Below are 15,502 nucleotides of genomic sequence, written 5' to 3'. Positions count from 1 at the left end.
AGCGTGGCCAGGTTCTGTGTAAGCCGGGTTCGGTTACACCGCACACCAAGTTCGAAGCCGAAGCCTACATCCTGACCAAGGAAGAAGGCGGTCGTCACACTCCGTTCTTCGCGAACTACCGTCCTCAGTTCTACTTCCGTACAACTGACGTGACCGGCACCGTGACCCTGGCGGAAGGCACCGAGATGGTCATGCCCGGCGACAACGTATCGTTCGGCGTTGAGCTGATCGCACCGATCGCGATGGAAAACGGTCTGCGCTTCGCCATCCGCGAAGGTGGCCGCACCGTTGGTGCGGGTGTTGTTTCCAAAATTATTGAATAATTTTGGAAAGCGGTGGGCGGCAGTTGCTCTGAATGAGCAATGAGAGCCCACACCGTCGAACTAAAGAAGGCCGCTCCCACAAGGGGCGGCCTTTTTGGTCGAAAGGTTTCCATCATGTTTCTACCGATGGACAATCTCGCAGTCAGATTGGTAACTGGTCTCACAAACACAATTGCAAAGCACGGTATTTCCCAAATGAATCGAGAGCTTAGTTCCAACGAGCGGTCTTTGGCATTATCCATTCTTCCTTGGCTTGCTCATGAGATGTCTTGGCGCTCGCAGCACATGTCACCAGCACCAACGCTTTTGCACGCCGGTGGGCAGTCCAACTTTGAAAAGGGGTTTAGCGCTTTGACCCGGGCGGGGTTAATGCGCAATGAGGGAATCTACGGCTTGCTTACTTGGGAAGCCGGTCAAAGCATCGAGCTGCCAACAGACTATCGACGTGATGATCTTGACGAACTGCTTGAGGCTTTCGCTTGTAATTCGCACTACGCAGACGAGTTTGCTGACCATTACGTGCCCGTAGTGCCCAAAAACAACTCAACGACAAGAATATGCGAGGCCTTCTGTGCTTGCGGCTACATGGAAAGGACACGACGCGGCTGGGCTTGGACAGACTCGTTCGGGCCTTGGTTAGTGTATGAGCATTGCTGGAGACTGTCAGAATATGAAGCTGCAGATGATGAAAGTATCGCCGCTGCACTCGAAAATTTGCCTGTACAGACATTGGAAACACTGAAAGGAAAAACGTGCTCGTTTGAGCCAGACTTCCTCAGAATTCTATTTGTCCAGTACCGGAACGGGGTTTGGTCAGAAGACAACGAGTGGCGGACGGTACCCTCAGATGGTTGGGACATGAACTTGGCCGCTGGTCTTTATGAAAGACTGCAAAAGCCTGGCTACATCTGAGGCGCGCTGTTTTGGTGACCATCGGTTTGTCAAGGACAGCCATTTCCCCCTTGCCAAACCCCACCAACCCCACTAATACGCGCGAGTTCTCAACAAGAACGTCAAGGCGGGGTGATTCCCGCCTTTTGGGTTCGAAGAGGGTTGGCGATGCGCGTCTGTCCTCCTCTCAACCTCAACGCCTGATAAAAGGCTGTTAATATGCAAAGCCAAAACATCCGTATTCGGCTGAAGGCATTTGACTATCGCGTTCTGGATGCCAGCACGCAAGAGATCGTCAACACTGCCAAGCGGACCGGCGCGAACGTGCGCGGCCCGATCCCGCTGCCGAACAAGATTGAGAAGTTCACGGTTCTCCGAGGCCCTCACGTTGACAAGAAATCCCGCGACCAGTTCGAGATCCGTACGCACAAGCGTCTCTTGGACATCGTTGATCCGACCCCCCAGACCGTTGACGCGCTGATGAAGCTCGACCTCGCTGCTGGTGTGGACGTCGAGATCAAGCTGCAGTCGTAAGATCGGAGGGTATAGATTATGCGCTCTGGTATTATCGCAAAAAAAGTTGGCATGACCCGCCTGTTCATGGAAGACGGCAAGCAGATTCCTGTGACCGTTCTTCACCTGGACAACCTGCAGGTTGTTGCACAGCGTACCGCTGACAAAGACGGCTACACCGCCGTTCAGCTGGGCGCCGGTGCTGCCAAGGCAAAACGCACCTCGAAGGCCATGCGCGGTCACTATGCCGCTGCAAAGGTCGAGCCCAAGCGTAAGCTGGCCGAGTTCCGCGTCTCCGAAGATGGCCTGATCGAAGTGGGCGCCGAGATTTCGGCAGAACACTTCCTGGAAGGTCAGAAAGTTGACGTGTCGGGCACCTCGATCGGTAAAGGCTTTGCCGGTGCGATGAAGCGCCACAACTTCGGTGGTCTGCGCGCCTCGCACGGTGTTTCGATCAGCCACCGTTCGCACGGTTCGACCGGTCAGTGTCAAGACCCGGGCAAGGTGTTCAAAGGCAAGAAGATGGCCGGTCACATGGGTGCTGCCCGTGTCACCACCCAGAACCTGGAGGTTGTCAAAACCGACGCCGACCGTGGTCTGGTCTTCATCAAAGGCGCCGTTCCCGGACCGAAATCGGGTTGGGTCACCGTCAAGGACGCCGTAAAGAAGAAAGCACCGGAAGGCCTGCCTTTCCCGGCTGCTGTGAAATCGGCTGCAACCGAAGCACCTGCGGAAGAAGCGCCCGCGGAAGGTGGTGAAGCATGAAACTTGATGTAATCAAACTGGACGGCGGCAAAGCCGGCGACATCGAGCTGAACGCCGATCTGTTCGGTCTCGAGCCGCGCGCGGACATCCTGCACCGTGTGGTCCGTTGGCAGCGCAACAACGCGCAGGCCGGCACCCACAAGGTCAAGACCCGCTCGGAAACCAGCTACTCGACCAAGAAGATCTATCGCCAGAAGGGCACCGGTGGCGCACGCCATGGTGACCGTAACGCGCCGATCTTCCGCAAGGGTGGTATCTACAAGGGCCCGACCCCTCGTTCGCACGGCCACGACCTGCCGAAGAAGTTCCGCAAGCTTGGCCTGCGCCACGCTCTGTCGGCCAAAGCCAAGGCAGGTGAACTAGTTGTGATCGAGAACGCCGAAGCCGAAGGCAAGACCGCCGCTCTGGCCAAACAGGTTGCAAACCTGGGCTGGAAACGCGCTCTGGTCATCGACGGCGCGACCGTGAACGAAGGGTTCCTGAAGGCGTCGCGCAACATCGAAGGTCTGGATATCCTGCCGTCGATGGGTGCAAACGTTTATGACATCCTCAAGCGTGACACCCTGGTGCTCACCAAAGCGGCTGTCGAAGCACTGGAGGCTCGTCTGAAATGAGCGCGAAGGCAGAACACTACGACGTGATCCGCAAGCCGATCATCACCGAAAAGTCGACCATGGCGTCCGAAAACGGCGCGGTTGTCTTTGAAGTGGCGATCGACAGCAACAAGCCGCAGATCAAAGAGGCCGTTGAGGCGCTGTTTGGTGTGAAGGTCAAAGCGGTGAACACCACCGTGACCAAAGGCAAGGTCAAGCGGTTCCGCGGCCAGCTGGGCCGTCGGAAAGACGTCAAAAAAGCATATGTGACCCTGGAAGAGGGCAACACCATCGACGTATCCACCGGTCTCTGATCGGAACGTCTTTGGAAAAGAACAGAACCCCCGCGAGAGCGGGGGTTTTTTCGTATGGCGGTGACACTGGAAATTGATCTCGCGACGTCGCGGCAATTCCATAAACCGCTTGCGATGCCGGAGTGTTCCTCTATCCGGTTGCAAACGTAATAAAATGGCAGGCGTATGACTCGACCCATAGATTCGACCCCGGAAAACCGGAAATGGCCGCAGCGCGGGATTGGGTGACGACGCTGGCCAAATACCGTGAGCCGAACCAGATGCGCAGCGCATTCGAGCTTGGCGTCAGCATAGTTCCATTTTTTGCGCTATGGGCTTTGTCCTGGGCGCTTCTGTCGGTCAGCTATTGGCTGGCTTTTGCAATCTCGGTCCTCAATGCGGCCTTTTTGCTGCGCCTGTTTGCGATCCAGCATGATTGCGGGCACGGGGCGTTCTTCAGCAACCGGACGGTCAGTGACTGGGTCGGGCGGATTGCTGTTAAGTTGTTGCGCAACTGGCCCGCAAAACTGTGGGCGGTCAGGCTGCTGGATGCCCTGTCGAAACACCCGATAGCACCGCTTCCGGAGACGTATCAATGCCGCGAGATTCAGATTCCGCGCAGCGACGGCTCGGGCTCGGTCCGGACCCTTGTGATCTCGCCTAAAGCGCAGAAGGAACCCCTGCCTGTTGTCGTGCATCTACATGGCGGCGGATACCTGATCGGGACGCCGGAAAGCTCGTCGCTCAAACCGATCGCCAATCTGCTGAAAGCGACGGACGCCGTATTTGTGGTTCCCGACTATCGGCTGGCAAAGGATATGCCCTACCCGGCGGCGCATGACGATTGTTATGACGCGTTGGTGTGGGCGGCCCGCAATGCCCACGAGATCGGCGGACGGCCCGACCAGATCATTCTCGGCGGCGAAAGCGCCGGAGGTGGGCTGGTCCTGTCCACCGCACTGCGCGCGCGTGACCGCGGTGAGGTCAATGTCGCGTTCCAGTTCCCGATCTGCCCGATGATCGATGACGACGAGGCCAACTGGACGCCAGTCGCACCGGCCGATCAGAGTTGGCCGCCATCGTTGAACCGGTTTGGATGGGACCGGCTTTTGGGGGCAGGGCGACGGGGCGGTGCCGATGTAACGGCCTATGAGGCCCCAATCCGCACGAAAGATTGGTCCGGCCTGCCGCCAACCTTCACCTTTGTTGGCGAATGCGATCTGGTCCATGCCCAGACCTCAGCAATGGTCGAAGCGCTGCGCAACGCGGGCGTGGACGTGGTTTTCGACACGAGGCCGGGCGTTTACCACAGTATGGAGTTTTTTTTCCGAGAACCAGCCCGTTTCGCAGGATATTCTGCGGTTTTATTGTGAGACTTTTATAGAGTTCACAGAGAAGTACTTTGCGCCACAGCCTGAAAGACCCGAGTGACAACAATGAAAACAAAACGCGCAGAATGACCAGAGATTCTCAGACGGTAAAGCAGGCCGACAACGCAGCGCCTATCCCGGCCCAGAAGTATCGGGTCGTTGGTACGCGAAAGTCGAAAACAGCTGTGTCTTCGCGCCATGTTCTTCGGCTGGCAGACGAAGGACCCGTGACACTCAGCCCTGAGGCTTTCGCGAACCTGCATATCCACCATATCGACGCAGAAAACTCCGAGGTGTTTTGGTGTCGTGTAAAGGATGAAGCTTCGCTGTCCGGCTACAGCTTTTACTATCAGGGCATTCGACAAAATGCGACTGACGGGTACGCGGTTAAGTTTGGCAATCTCGGATCCTGGCAACGGCCGTTGACGGCGCGACCGGTTTTCATATTTTCGATTGGTCGCTGCGGATCGACGCTGTTTGCCAAGATATGTGATGCGGCTGGTCTTTTGACCTGGTCTGAACCGGACGCTCTAACCAATCTCGCGGGCAACCCGAAATTGCATCATCAGCCTGCGGATTTCCGAATGCTGACTCGGGTCGCTCTTGCAGATATCGCGGATAAAACCCGCTTGGCAGGGCAGAAAAGCATGGGCATAAAGCTGCGGTCAAACGTGACGCCATTCTGTGAAGACCTGTGCAGTCACCATCCGGAATCGGTATGCTTATTCCTGGTACGAGATCCCGTTTCCTGGGCCAGGTCCAGGCACAGGCTGTGGGGCGGGCGACCTGTAGGTTTGGCCCGGCGGTTAAGTGACATGGTTGAGTCCATGCGTCTGGCAAAAGCGCGTGGTCTGAAGATAAGTGTGATAAGCTATGGGGCACTGGTTGCTGATCCGCTGCGGCAAGCCGAGAGGATCGCGCAGGAAGTCGGGGAACTGGAAGTGGATCCTAGTCGGCTTGACGAGGTCATGAGCAGGGACTCGCAGCAAGGCACAACGATTGGGCGAGACGCCGGAAAAGAAATTGCCGAAGATTTCAATGCGCGGTTTGTTCGGGCCCTCCGAAACACGGCGCCTTGGTTGCTTGAACGAAAACCTGAACATTGGTTGGACTAGCGCCTTGTTTCGGGCAATCGGCTCCGCTGCTTAGAAAAGTGCGCCTTTGCTGTGGACGGTGTGCAATTGATCTGTTACACGCTCCCAATCTTGCGGCCTCGGATTCGTTCCGGGGCCTGTGATATTTGTAACCGGGGACCTTCGGGGCCCTATACCCTTGGCACCTACGGGGGCCTATCACATAGCGGGGGAACCCCTCGCACTTGCTAAACGGAAGACAGAAAGCATGGCACTCAAGTCGTACAAGCCGACGACGCCGGGCCAGCGCGGGCTGGTGCTGATCGACCGTTCGGAGCTTTGGAAAGGACGTCCGGTCAAGTCTCTCACAGAGGGTTTGACCAAATCGGGCGGCCGGAACAACACCGGACGGATCACTTCACGCCGCCGCGGCGGTGGCGCAAAGCGTCTCTACCGGATCGTTGACTTCAAACGGAACAAATTTGATGTAGCGGCAACCGTCGAGCGGATCGAATATGACCCGAACCGGACCGCATTCATCGCACTGGTAAAATACGAAGACGGCGAGCAGGCATATATCCTGGCTCCGCAGCGTCTGGCTGTTGGTGACAAGGTCATCGCGTCGGCAAAGGCCGACATCAAGCCGGGCAATGCAATGCCGTTCTCGGGTATGCCCATCGGTACCATCGTCCACAACATCGAGATGAAGCCTGGTAAAGGCGGTCAGATCGCACGTGCGGCCGGTACTTACGCTCAGTTCGTTGGTCGCGATGGCGGCTACGCTCAGATCCGTCTGAGCTCGGGCGAGCTGCGCATGGTCCGTCAGGAATGCATGGCCACCGTTGGTGCCGTGTCCAACCCCGACAACAGCAACCAGAACCTCGGTAAAGCCGGCCGTATGCGTCACAAAGGCGTTCGTCCGTCGGTTCGTGGTGTTGCAATGAACCCGATCGATCACCCGCACGGTGGTGGTGAAGGTCGTACATCGGGTGGCCGTACACCGGTTACGCCGTGGGGTAAGGACACCAAGGGTAAGCGAACCCGCAACAAGAACAAAGCGTCCCAGAAGCTGATCATCCGCTCGCGGCACGCCAAGAAGAAGGGACGTTAATCCATGTCTCGCTCTGTTTGGAAGGGTCCTTTCGTCGATGCTTACGTGCTGAAAAAAGCCGAAGCAGCGCGCGAGTCGGGCCGCAACGAAGTCATCAAGATCTGGTCGCGTCGTTCCACCATTCTGCCCCAGTTTGTGGGTCTGACCTTTGGTGTGTACAACGGCCAGAAGCACATTCCCGTCAACGTCTCGGAAGACATGATCGGTCAGAAGTTCGGTGAATACTCGCCGACCCGTACCTATTATGGCCACGCCGCAGACAAAAAAGCGAAGCGGAAGTAAGTCATGGGCAAGGAAAAGAACCCCCGCCGCGTGGCTGAAAACGAAGCAATGGCGAAAACCCGTATGCTTCGCACCAGCCCGCAGAAACTGAACCTGGTTGCGCAGATGATCCGCGGCAAGAAAGTCGAGAAGGCTCTGACCGACCTGACTTTCTCGAACAAGCGCGTCGCGCAGGACGTCAAGAAGTGCCTGCAATCCGCAATCGCGAATGCCGAAAACAACCACAACCTGGACGTTGACGAACTGATCGTCGCCGAAGCATGGGTTGGCAAGAACCTGGTCATGAAGCGCGGTCGCCCGCGTGCCCGTGGCCGTTTCGGCAAGATCATGAAGCCGTTCTCGGAGATCACCATCAAGGTGCGTCAAGTTGAGGAGCAAGCCTAATGGGTCATAAAGTAAATCCGATCGGCATGCGCCTGCAGGTCAACCGCACCTGGGACAGCCGCTGGTACGCCGACACCAAGGACTACGGTGATCTTCTGCTGGAAGACCTCAAGATCCGTGAGTTCATCAACAAAGAGTGCAAGCAGGCCGGTGTTGCCCGTGTGATCATCGAACGTCCGCACAAGAAGTGCCGCGTCACGATCCACACTGCACGTCCCGGTGTCATCATCGGCAAGAAAGGTGCAGACATCGAAGTTCTGCGCAAAAAGCTTGCTCGTATGACCGACAGCGAACTGCACCTGAACATCGTCGAAGTGCGCAAGCCCGAGCTTGACGCGCAGCTGGTTGCCGAGTCCATCGCTCAGCAGCTGGAGCGTCGTGTCTCGTTCCGCCGCGCAATGAAGCGCTCGGTTCAGAACGCCATGCGCATGGGCGCCCTGGGTATCCGGGTGAACGTCGCTGGTCGTCTGGGCGGCGCCGAAATCGCACGGACCGAGTGGTACCGCGAAGGCCGCGTGCCTCTGCACACCCTGCGTGCCGACATCGATTACGCACATGCCGAAGCGATGACCCCCTATGGGATCATCGGGATCAAGGTCTGGATCTTCAAAGGTGAGATCATGGAGCACGATCCGCAGGCACGTGACCGTAAAGCACAGGAACTCCAGGACGGCCCTGCACCTCGTGGTGCTGGTGGCGGTCGTCGCTAAGGAGGGAAAGATATGCTTCAACCAAAGCGTACTAAATTCCGCAAGATGCACAAAGGCCGGATCAAGGGTCTCGCCAAGGGCGGCTCTGATCTGAACTTTGGCACCTACGGCCTGAAAGCTCTTGAGCCTGAGCGTGTAACCGCACGCCAGATCGAAGCTGCACGTCGTGCCATGACGCGTCACATGAAGCGTCAGGGCCGCGTCTGGATCCGCATCTTCCCGGACACTCCGGTCACTGCAAAGCCGATCGAAGTTCGTATGGGTAAAGGTAAAGGTTCGGTCGACCGCTGGGCCTGCAAGGTCAAGCCTGGCCGCGTGATGTTCGAGATCGACGGCGTCAATGACGACATCGCCCGCGAGGCCCTGCGCCTGGCCGCGATGAAGCTGCCGATCAAGACCCGCGTCGTGGTCCGCGAAGACTGGTAAGCGACCCGGGGGTAACCCCGTTCGTGACAAATTTGACCCCCGTCGGGATACCGGCGGGGGTTTTTCATTTCTGTGTCATGGCGTTGGATTTGGATTGCGTATTTGGTTGATGAACCACAAAGTCGCCCCTGATTTGCTGTCGGAACAACAGGAGGCCTCGATGGTTCAGCTGCGCAAGAAACTCCTTTTCAAAGAGGTGATTACCTCTGACCAGATGGGCCAGCCCTGCGCGCCGATCACCCGTGTCGCGGCTGTGGCGGTGTTCAAAAACCCTTTGGCGGGCGTGTTTTCCGAGGATCTGAGTGCGTTGTTCGACATTGGCGGCACATTGGGCGCGGAATTGGTGGCTGATGCCGTTGCCGAGTTGAAGGCTGCGCCGATCTCATACGGAAAGGCCGCGATTGTGGGCCTGAGCGGAGATGCCGAGCATGGCGGAGCACTCATCCACCCCAAGCTTGGTGCCCCGATGCGCGCGGCGATTGGCGGCGGCGAAGCTGTCATTCCGTCAAACGCCAAACTGGGCGCGCCGGGTTGCGCCTTGGACTTGCCGCTGGGGCACAAGGACGATCCATGGTCGATCAACCACTATGATACGATGACCCTGACCATATCTGACGCGCCTTTGCCGGATGAGGTGGTGTTATGTGTGGCCTATGCCGATGGCGGTCGCCCGACGCCACGCTGCGGCAAGGGGCGCATCATTGATTAAGACCTGAACCAAAGCGGGTCTCGGCCAGAAGGGGGCGGTCTGAAAACCCGGCCTTGAAACAACCGACCCTGCCGGGCGGTCGGCGGGGCGTTCTGTTGCGCTATGGTCATGCGCACCCACAGTTGAATGGCATTGTGGCGTCAGACGTGGCAGTGTTAACGGTAGCTTTGCCGGGAAGGACCGCCATGACAACCATTGTCCGAACCATCCACGACGTCGTGGTGTCTGTGTTCCTGACTTTTGCGGTTTTGTTTAGCGCGACACCCCTCGGGGCGGCCTCACCCGAAGTGAACCTGGGCCATTTCAACGGTCTGGCCATGAACGGCTACGACGTCATGAGCTATTGGCGCGGCGGCAATCCGCAAAAAGGCGATCCCGAGATCAGTGCCGAATACAATGGGGCCACCTGGGTATTTCTGAACGACGAAAACCGGCAGGAGTTTCTGTCTGACCCGGACAGGTTCGCACCTCAGTTCGGCGGCTATTGTGCCTATGCCGCAAGTCAGAATGCGGTGGCGGACGTGGACCCGATTGCGTGGCGTATCTGGGACGACAAACTTTACCTGAATTACAGTATCGAGGTCCGGCGCATCTGGGCCAACAGGATCGATGAGAATATCGCAAAGGCGAATGGGTACTGGCCTGACCTGTTGCAGCAATAGCCTTTGGGCGCTTCCGTCCGCCAAAACGCGTGCCGGGCGCGATATTCACCCGACGTCCTGAAAAAAAATCTATTTGAAGTCTGGCCAATCCCACCGGTTAGTGAAATGACGCCCGCATCAACGACATTCTCTCGCGGGCTCGGTGTTTGGCAAGTGTGCAAGTGTGCTTTCGCCAACCAGCAAAAACAGCTGAGCGCCGCGATACAGTTCGAAAGCCGAGGAAAACGATGGGCCTTACCTGCCGGGACGTGATGGTCTCGCCTGAAACGCAGAAAACGATACATCCGGATGACACTGTCGCAAAAGCGTTCGATATCATTCGGGACAGCCGGGTGCGCTTTCTTCCGGTTGTCGACGAGAACGGAAAGTTTCTGGGTGTGTTTACCGCACCGACCCTGATCAAGATGATCCTGCCCAAGGCCGCACTGATCGGCATGAGCTCGGAAACAAGCCGGGTGCCAATCAGCAACCTGAGCTTCATGGATCTGACCAAGGAAGATTTCCGCGAACAGGTCACGCGCCTGAATGAGGAACGGGTCGGCGATCACACGTCCAACCCGGCCAATATCCCCGTGACCGCCCCGGATACGCCGGTGATGGAGGGCATCTTCCTGATCCACAAATTCAAGCGCCATGTGTTCCTGGTTGAGCCCGACACCAAACGGTTTGTCGGCACTGTCAGCCCGAACTCGCTGATAGATCACGCGCTGAGTTAACCCCTAAAATACCGGACCAAAATTGTGACCGATCATTCTGTTTCGCATGGAGAACACGCGTTCTCCGTTCCTCAACTGTTGGGGGTTGATCCTCTGTGGATTGCCACTGGCATTCTTGTCGCCGTTTACGCGGTGCTGATCACTGAAAAGGTGAACCGCGCCATTCTTGCCATGCTGGGCGCATCGCTGATGGTGTTGTTTGGCATCCTCAATCAGGAACAGGCCGTCGCCGGGGTGGATGCAAACACGCTTGCACTGCTGATCGGCATGATGGTGATTGTGGGGATCACCAGCAAATGCGGGCTGTTTCAATATGTGGCGATCAAGGCGTCAAAACTTGTGAAGGCCAACCCGACCGGCATCCTGATCATGCTGACGCTGATCACGGCGGTGTTTTCCGCGCTTCTGGATAACGTGACCACGGTGCTGCTGATCGCGCCGATTACCCTGCTGATCACGGATGCGCTGGAAACACCGGTCTTTCCGTTCTTCTTTGCCGAAATTCTGGCCTCGAACGTTGGTGGTACGGCCACGCTGATCGGTGACCCGCCCAACATCATCATCGGCTCGGCCGCAGGGCTGAGCTTCAACGAATTTGTGGTCAATTTGGCCCCGATCTCGGCGATCTGTCTGGTTGTTCTGACCGGCATCATCTATCTGATGAACCGCCGCACGCTGGCCGCCATTCCAAAATCCGCCAGTGAAAAGATCATGCGCTTTAACGAAGACGAAGCGATCACCGATGTCCGGCTGATGATCAAATCCCTGTTCGTTCTGGCGCTGGTTTTGCTGGGCTTCACTCTGGGCCACAGCTATGGCGTCCAGCCCGGAACCTCGGCGCTGGCGGGTGCGGCGCTGCTGATGCTGCTGGCCTATGGTCACCAGCACGGCGAAGAGCAATCCGAATCCGTGCACCACATCTTTGGCGAGGTCGAGTGGATCACGATCTTCTTCTTCGGCGGCCTGTTTGTGATTGTCGCGGGTGTGGAACACGTGGGTCTGCTGGACTTCTTCGGCCAGAAGGTTCTGGAACTGACTGAGGGCGACATGATGTGGACCGCGTTCTTCATCTTCTGGGCGTCGGGCATCCTGTCGGCCATTCTGGATAACATCCCCTTTGTGGCGACGATGATCCCGCTGATCGAATCCACCGCCGACACGTTTGGCGGTCCCGAGGCGATCGAGCCCTTGTGGTGGTCGCTGGCCCTTGGCGCCTGTCTGGGCGGCAACGGCACGCTGCTGGGCGCAAGCGCCAACCTGACCGTTGCGGCCTTTGCCGAGAAGGCCAAGCAGCCCATCGGTTTCGTCAAGTTCGCGATCATGGCCTTCCCGATCATGATCCTGACCCTGATGATCGCCAACGTTTATATCTGGCTGCGCTACTTCTATTAAGCGTTTGTATTAAAGCGTTTGGCTTTTTGCCGAGTGCAAGCATCGGAAGGCGCGTTCGACCGAAGGTCGAGGCAGCGCATTTCGATACACAATAAATGCTAAACGATTGGTCGCACCCGACCAGCCGCTTTTCTAAGGCGGCTGGTCTCGCCCTTGCGTCCCGGCTGGGCTATAGCCAGGGCATGGCACAGATTGAATCACTCTTCGTTACCCGTCTTTACCGCGCCGCCTTGTCTGAGTTCGATCCCAAGATCGACGCGGATGAGTTGGAAAGCTCTTGCCTTGTCATCGCCGAGGATGATGAGGCCGGGCAGGAATGGTGCGAAGAGAACGGCTATCCCGGCTATACCAGCTATGCCTCGCTGACCGATCTGCCCTGGCGCTTCCCGATCTTCGCCGATTTGGTCAAGGCGCTGGACCAGCACGTCGCGGCCTTTGCCAAGGATCTGGAATTCGATCTGGGTGAGGGCGCGCTGAAGCTTGAGGATCTGTGGATCAACATCCTGCCCGAGGGCGGGATGCACTCCAGTCACCTGCATCCGCACAGCGTCATTTCAGGCACGACCTACGTGGCAATGCCCGAAGGGGCGAGCGCGCTGAAACTGGAAGACCCCCGCTCGGGCCGCATGATGGCCGCGCCGACACGTCTTAAAGGCGGGCGGCGGGACTTGCAGCCGTTCATCTATATGAAGCCGAAGGTGGGGGACGTTCTGCTATGGGAAAGCTGGCTGCGCCACGAGGTGCCGATGAACATGGCCGAGGACGAGCGGATTTCGGTGAGTTTCAATTATAAGTGGGAGTGAGCCCCGGTCCGCGCAGCGGCAATCGCTCCGGTGGAGCGATTGAGGGGCGAACGGGCGGAGCCCTGATTGTAGCTTGCTAGAATTATTAGTGTTCTTAACTGGAAGTAGAAGTTTACCGGATCATACGAGTCGCCTGCATATTGTTCCCTTAAAATCAAATGCCGACTTAGTTCCACAACCAAGAAGTAACGAGAGAAATGAAGAAGATCTGTTTTGCATTGATCGGCAGTCTTAGTGTTGTCACACCCTCTTTTGCACAGCTAGGGCAGGCCAGAGAGGTTTCATGCCTTATTATTGAATATGGGGAAACCAAGGTTGATGGGCCATGCGAATTTGACCCGACCGATGGTTTCGGCTCCTTTGATTTCAAAACCTACAACGGTAAGTATTGGGGCGGTTTCTATGTCGAGGATGATGGGACCGGCGTAGTTGCGTGGAACGGCGAACCCTATGCCGCTCACGCTCACGGAATCCAGCGTGACCTACAGCGTGAAGAAGCCTGTTGGGTGAACGACTACGCAACGTTTTGTTTTTGGGATGATCGCTAAACTCCCATACACGGAAAGCCTTAAACTTCCTCTTGCCACCCACCCCCCAAACCCTTATACGGCGGCATCCTGTGATCTCCCGGCATTGTCGGGCGATTCGTGTGTCTATCATTCATCCACCAGGTCAAAGGTGACCCGTGTACGGGGCCTTCTGGTGTTTTGAGCAAAGGAAAAAGGCGATGAACGCCCAAGAACTGCGTGACAAGACCCCGGACCAGCTCCGCGAGGAACTGGCCAACCTGAAGAAAGAAAGCTTTAACCTGCGCTTTCAACAGGCAACCGGTCAGCTGGAAAACACAGCCGGTATCAAAGCGGCCCGCCGCAATGCTGCCCGTGTCAAAACCATTCTGAACGAAAAGGCCGCTGCCGCGGCATCCGAGGAGTAATCAGATGCCCAAGCGTATCCTGCAAGGCACCGTGACCAGCGACGCCAACGAACAGACCGTAACCGTATCCGTCGAGCGCCGCTTTACGCATCCGGTTCTGAAGAAAACCATCCGTAAGTCCAAGAAATACCGGGCTCACGATGAAAAGAACGCCTTCAAGGTCGGTGACACAGTCCGCATCATCGAATGCGCGCCGAAATCGAAGACGAAACGTTGGGAAGTGCTGGAGGCGTAAGCCTCCGGGATTTTCCCATTTGTCGAAACCCTGGGGGATCTAACAAGACCAGCCCCCACAGGTCGGGAGAAACCACATGATCCAGATGCAGACCAATCTGGATGTCGCTGACAACTCCGGCGCACGCCGAGTTCAGTGCATCAAGGTCCTGGGTGGTTCCAAGCGTAAATACGCCTCCGTCGGCGACATCATTGTCGTCTCGGTGAAGGAAGCCATCCCGCGCGGCCGCGTAAAGAAAGGGGACGTCCGCAAGGCCGTCGTCGTACGCACCGCCAAGGAAGTCCGTCGCGAAGACGGCACCGCGATCCGTTTCGATCGCAACGCCGCCGTCATCCTGAACAACAACAACGAGCCCGTAGGTACCCGTATCTTTGGCCCCGTTGTTCGCGAACTGCGCGGCAAGAACTTCATGAAAATCATCTCGCTGGCTCCGGAGGTGCTGTAATCATGGCTGCTAAACTCCGCAAAGGCGACAAGGTCGTCGTGCTGGCCGGCAAGGACAAGGGCAAAGAGGGAACCATTTCCTCGGTTGACCCCAAAGCCGGTAAAGCTGTTGTCGATGGCATCAACATCGCCATCCGCCACACCCGTCAGTCGCAGAACTCGCAAGGTGGTCGCCTGCCTCAGGCAAACCCGATCGAGCTGTCGAACCTGGCGCTGCTGGACAAGAACGGCAAAGCAACCCGCGTTGGCTTCCGCATGGAAGGTGACAAGAAGGTGCGCTTCGCCAAGACCACAGGGGACGTGATCGATGCTTGATTCCGCAACCTACACCCCGCGTCTGAAAGCTCAGTACGTTGAAACCATCCGTGCCGCTCTGAAAGAAGAGTTCGGCTACAAGAACGACATGCAGCTGCCCAAGCTGGACAAGATCGTTCTGAACATCGGTTGTGGTGCTGAGGCGGTCAAGGACTCGAAGAAAGCGAAAGCCGCTGTCGAGGATCTGACTGCAATCGCTGGTCAACAGGCCGTTTCAACCAAGGCGAAGAAGTCGATCGCGGGTTTCCGCGTCCGGGAGGACATGCCGCTGGGCGCGAAAGTGACCCTGCGCGGTGACCGGATGTACGAATTCCTGGATCGTCTGATCACCATCGCGCTGCCGCGCGTTCGTGACTTCCGCGGTGTGAAGCCGTCTTTCGATGGTCAGGGCAACTTTGCCATGGGCATGAAAGAGCACATCGTGTTCCCGGAAATCGATTTCGACAAGGTCGACGAGGTCTGGGGCCTGGATATCGTAATTGCCACCACAGCGAAAACCGACGCTGAAGCTAAGGCACTGTTGAAAGCTTTCAACATGCCGTTCAACGCGTAAGCGCC

At 57.2% G+C, this 15,502-nt stretch carries 24 protein-coding genes; all 24 read left to right on the top strand.

What is annotated here, in order from left to right; all coding sequences use genetic code 11:
- On the top strand, positions 1-323 hold a 323-nt coding region (locus ACR0E6_RS10890; protein WP_480583125.1), incomplete at its 5' end, for an EF-Tu C-terminal domain-related protein.
- A gap of 114 nt (positions 324-437) precedes the next feature.
- Positions 438-1,235, top strand: coding sequence for a hypothetical protein (locus ACR0E6_RS10885; RefSeq protein ID WP_480583122.1), 798 nt, complete (start codon positions 438-440; stop codon positions 1,233-1,235).
- A 198-nt stretch (positions 1,236-1,433) separates the two neighbouring features.
- Complete coding sequence (gene rpsJ / locus ACR0E6_RS10880) at positions 1,434-1,748, top strand: 30S ribosomal protein S10 (protein WP_008756422.1); 315 nt, start codon at positions 1,434-1,436, stop codon at positions 1,746-1,748.
- A gap of 18 nt (positions 1,749-1,766) precedes the next feature.
- Positions 1,767-2,492 carry a 50S ribosomal protein L3 gene (gene rplC / locus ACR0E6_RS10875; RefSeq protein WP_170351686.1) on the top strand — a complete coding sequence of 242 codons (726 nt, stop codon included), beginning with the start codon at positions 1,767-1,769 and terminating at the stop codon, positions 2,490-2,492.
- Entirely contained in the window at positions 2,489-3,106 is a 618-nt protein-coding gene (gene rplD, locus ACR0E6_RS10870) for a 50S ribosomal protein L4 (protein WP_155148664.1), read from the top strand. The genes rplC and rplD overlap by 4 nt, the downstream gene beginning before the upstream one ends.
- Positions 3,103-3,399: a 50S ribosomal protein L23 gene (locus ACR0E6_RS10865; protein WP_008757532.1), complete on the top strand. Its 297-nt coding sequence runs from the start codon at positions 3,103-3,105 to the stop codon at positions 3,397-3,399. Before rplD ends, ACR0E6_RS10865 begins: the two co-directional genes overlap by 4 nt.
- Before the next feature lie 203 nt (positions 3,400-3,602).
- Positions 3,603-4,751, top strand: a complete 1,149-nt coding sequence (locus ACR0E6_RS10860) for an alpha/beta hydrolase (RefSeq protein ID WP_480583165.1) — start codon at positions 3,603-3,605, stop codon at positions 4,749-4,751.
- Between the two features lie 29 nt (positions 4,752-4,780).
- Positions 4,781-5,863 (top strand): hypothetical protein, encoded by a 1,083-nt coding sequence (locus ACR0E6_RS10855; RefSeq protein WP_170456152.1) that lies wholly within the window; start codon positions 4,781-4,783, stop codon positions 5,861-5,863.
- Between the two features lie 226 nt (positions 5,864-6,089).
- Positions 6,090-6,932 (top strand): 50S ribosomal protein L2, encoded by an 843-nt coding sequence (gene rplB, locus ACR0E6_RS10850; RefSeq protein ID WP_170356688.1) that lies wholly within the window; start codon positions 6,090-6,092, stop codon positions 6,930-6,932.
- A 3-nt stretch (positions 6,933-6,935) separates the two neighbouring features.
- The gene (gene rpsS / locus ACR0E6_RS10845; protein WP_005980699.1) at positions 6,936-7,214 is read left to right on the top strand and encodes a 30S ribosomal protein S19; all 279 of its coding nucleotides are present in this window, start codon (positions 6,936-6,938) and stop codon (positions 7,212-7,214) included.
- Between the two features lie 3 nt (positions 7,215-7,217).
- Positions 7,218-7,598, top strand: a complete 381-nt coding sequence (gene rplV, locus ACR0E6_RS10840) for a 50S ribosomal protein L22 (protein ID WP_039538267.1) — start codon at positions 7,218-7,220, stop codon at positions 7,596-7,598.
- Positions 7,598-8,308 carry a 30S ribosomal protein S3 gene (rpsC, locus tag ACR0E6_RS10835; RefSeq protein WP_008758042.1) on the top strand — a complete coding sequence of 237 codons (711 nt, stop codon included), beginning with the start codon at positions 7,598-7,600 and terminating at the stop codon, positions 8,306-8,308. The genes rplV and rpsC overlap by 1 nt, the downstream gene beginning before the upstream one ends.
- Positions 8,309-8,320: 12 nt before the next feature.
- The gene (gene rplP / locus ACR0E6_RS10830; protein WP_058283513.1) at positions 8,321-8,734 is read left to right on the top strand and encodes a 50S ribosomal protein L16; all 414 of its coding nucleotides are present in this window, start codon (positions 8,321-8,323) and stop codon (positions 8,732-8,734) included.
- A 160-nt stretch (positions 8,735-8,894) separates the two neighbouring features.
- On the top strand, positions 8,895-9,443 hold the full coding sequence (locus tag ACR0E6_RS10825; protein WP_480583118.1) for an amino acid synthesis family protein: 549 nt from the start codon (positions 8,895-8,897) through the stop codon (positions 9,441-9,443).
- Between the two features lie 185 nt (positions 9,444-9,628).
- Positions 9,629-10,105 (top strand): YHS domain-containing (seleno)protein, encoded by a 477-nt coding sequence (locus ACR0E6_RS10820; protein WP_480583115.1) that lies wholly within the window; start codon positions 9,629-9,631, stop codon positions 10,103-10,105.
- A gap of 227 nt (positions 10,106-10,332) precedes the next feature.
- A complete protein-coding gene (locus tag ACR0E6_RS10815; RefSeq protein ID WP_170456146.1) occupies positions 10,333-10,821 on the top strand; it encodes a CBS domain-containing protein in 489 nt (162 codons plus the stop codon).
- 24 nt (positions 10,822-10,845) lie between these two features.
- The gene (locus ACR0E6_RS10810) at positions 10,846-12,213 is read left to right on the top strand and encodes an ArsB/NhaD family transporter (protein WP_170456144.1); all 1,368 of its coding nucleotides are present in this window, start codon (positions 10,846-10,848) and stop codon (positions 12,211-12,213) included.
- A gap of 182 nt (positions 12,214-12,395) precedes the next feature.
- On the top strand, positions 12,396-13,016 hold the full coding sequence (locus ACR0E6_RS10805) for a 2OG-Fe(II) oxygenase family protein (RefSeq protein ID WP_480583111.1): 621 nt from the start codon (positions 12,396-12,398) through the stop codon (positions 13,014-13,016).
- Positions 13,017-13,213: 197 nt separating this feature from the next.
- On the top strand, positions 13,214-13,564 hold the full coding sequence (locus ACR0E6_RS10800; protein ID WP_170456140.1) for a hypothetical protein: 351 nt from the start codon (positions 13,214-13,216) through the stop codon (positions 13,562-13,564).
- Positions 13,565-13,743: 179 nt separating this feature from the next.
- On the top strand, positions 13,744-13,950 hold the full coding sequence (gene rpmC, locus ACR0E6_RS10795; protein WP_010437082.1) for a 50S ribosomal protein L29: 207 nt from the start codon (positions 13,744-13,746) through the stop codon (positions 13,948-13,950).
- 4 nt (positions 13,951-13,954) lie between these two features.
- Positions 13,955-14,185, top strand: coding sequence for a 30S ribosomal protein S17 (gene rpsQ / locus ACR0E6_RS10790; protein ID WP_068340771.1), 231 nt, complete (start codon positions 13,955-13,957; stop codon positions 14,183-14,185).
- A 76-nt stretch (positions 14,186-14,261) separates the two neighbouring features.
- Entirely contained in the window at positions 14,262-14,630 is a 369-nt protein-coding gene (gene rplN / locus ACR0E6_RS10785) for a 50S ribosomal protein L14 (protein ID WP_008757934.1), read from the top strand.
- Between the two features lie 2 nt (positions 14,631-14,632).
- Positions 14,633-14,944, top strand: coding sequence for a 50S ribosomal protein L24 (gene rplX / locus ACR0E6_RS10780; RefSeq protein WP_170456139.1), 312 nt, complete (start codon positions 14,633-14,635; stop codon positions 14,942-14,944).
- Positions 14,937-15,497: a 50S ribosomal protein L5 gene (rplE, locus tag ACR0E6_RS10775; RefSeq protein ID WP_170524974.1), complete on the top strand. Its 561-nt coding sequence runs from the start codon at positions 14,937-14,939 to the stop codon at positions 15,495-15,497. The genes rplX and rplE overlap by 8 nt, the downstream gene beginning before the upstream one ends.
- Positions 15,498-15,502 lie beyond the last annotated feature (5 nt).

Source organism: Ruegeria sp. AP12 (genome assembly GCF_056540025.1).
Note: the sequence above shows the minus strand (reverse complement) of the source record. Positions and strands in the feature narration are given on the sequence as shown.

Coding starts and splice junctions, on each gene's coding strand:
- ACR0E6_RS10885 (WP_480583122.1), top strand. CDS start 438: ATGTTTCTACCGATGGACAATCTCGCAGTCAGATTGGTAACTGGTCTC.
- rpsJ (WP_008756422.1), top strand. CDS start 1,434: ATGCAAAGCCAAAACATCCGTATTCGGCTGAAGGCATTTGACTATCGC.
- rplC (WP_170351686.1), top strand. CDS start 1,767: ATGCGCTCTGGTATTATCGCAAAAAAAGTTGGCATGACCCGCCTGTTC.
- rplD (WP_155148664.1), top strand. CDS start 2,489: ATGAAACTTGATGTAATCAAACTGGACGGCGGCAAAGCCGGCGACATC.
- ACR0E6_RS10865 (WP_008757532.1), top strand. CDS start 3,103: ATGAGCGCGAAGGCAGAACACTACGACGTGATCCGCAAGCCGATCATC.
- ACR0E6_RS10860 (WP_480583165.1), top strand. CDS start 3,603: ATGGCCGCAGCGCGGGATTGGGTGACGACGCTGGCCAAATACCGTGAG.
- rplB (WP_170356688.1), top strand. CDS start 6,090: ATGGCACTCAAGTCGTACAAGCCGACGACGCCGGGCCAGCGCGGGCTG.
- rpsS (WP_005980699.1), top strand. CDS start 6,936: ATGTCTCGCTCTGTTTGGAAGGGTCCTTTCGTCGATGCTTACGTGCTG.
- rplV (WP_039538267.1), top strand. CDS start 7,218: ATGGGCAAGGAAAAGAACCCCCGCCGCGTGGCTGAAAACGAAGCAATG.
- rpsC (WP_008758042.1), top strand. CDS start 7,598: ATGGGTCATAAAGTAAATCCGATCGGCATGCGCCTGCAGGTCAACCGC.
- rplP (WP_058283513.1), top strand. CDS start 8,321: ATGCTTCAACCAAAGCGTACTAAATTCCGCAAGATGCACAAAGGCCGG.
- ACR0E6_RS10825 (WP_480583118.1), top strand. CDS start 8,895: ATGGTTCAGCTGCGCAAGAAACTCCTTTTCAAAGAGGTGATTACCTCT.
- ACR0E6_RS10820 (WP_480583115.1), top strand. CDS start 9,629: ATGACAACCATTGTCCGAACCATCCACGACGTCGTGGTGTCTGTGTTC.
- ACR0E6_RS10815 (WP_170456146.1), top strand. CDS start 10,333: ATGGGCCTTACCTGCCGGGACGTGATGGTCTCGCCTGAAACGCAGAAA.
- ACR0E6_RS10805 (WP_480583111.1), top strand. CDS start 12,396: ATGGCACAGATTGAATCACTCTTCGTTACCCGTCTTTACCGCGCCGCC.
- ACR0E6_RS10800 (WP_170456140.1), top strand. CDS start 13,214: ATGAAGAAGATCTGTTTTGCATTGATCGGCAGTCTTAGTGTTGTCACA.
- rpmC (WP_010437082.1), top strand. CDS start 13,744: ATGAACGCCCAAGAACTGCGTGACAAGACCCCGGACCAGCTCCGCGAG.
- rpsQ (WP_068340771.1), top strand. CDS start 13,955: ATGCCCAAGCGTATCCTGCAAGGCACCGTGACCAGCGACGCCAACGAA.
- rplN (WP_008757934.1), top strand. CDS start 14,262: ATGATCCAGATGCAGACCAATCTGGATGTCGCTGACAACTCCGGCGCA.
- rplX (WP_170456139.1), top strand. CDS start 14,633: ATGGCTGCTAAACTCCGCAAAGGCGACAAGGTCGTCGTGCTGGCCGGC.
- rplE (WP_170524974.1), top strand. CDS start 14,937: ATGCTTGATTCCGCAACCTACACCCCGCGTCTGAAAGCTCAGTACGTT.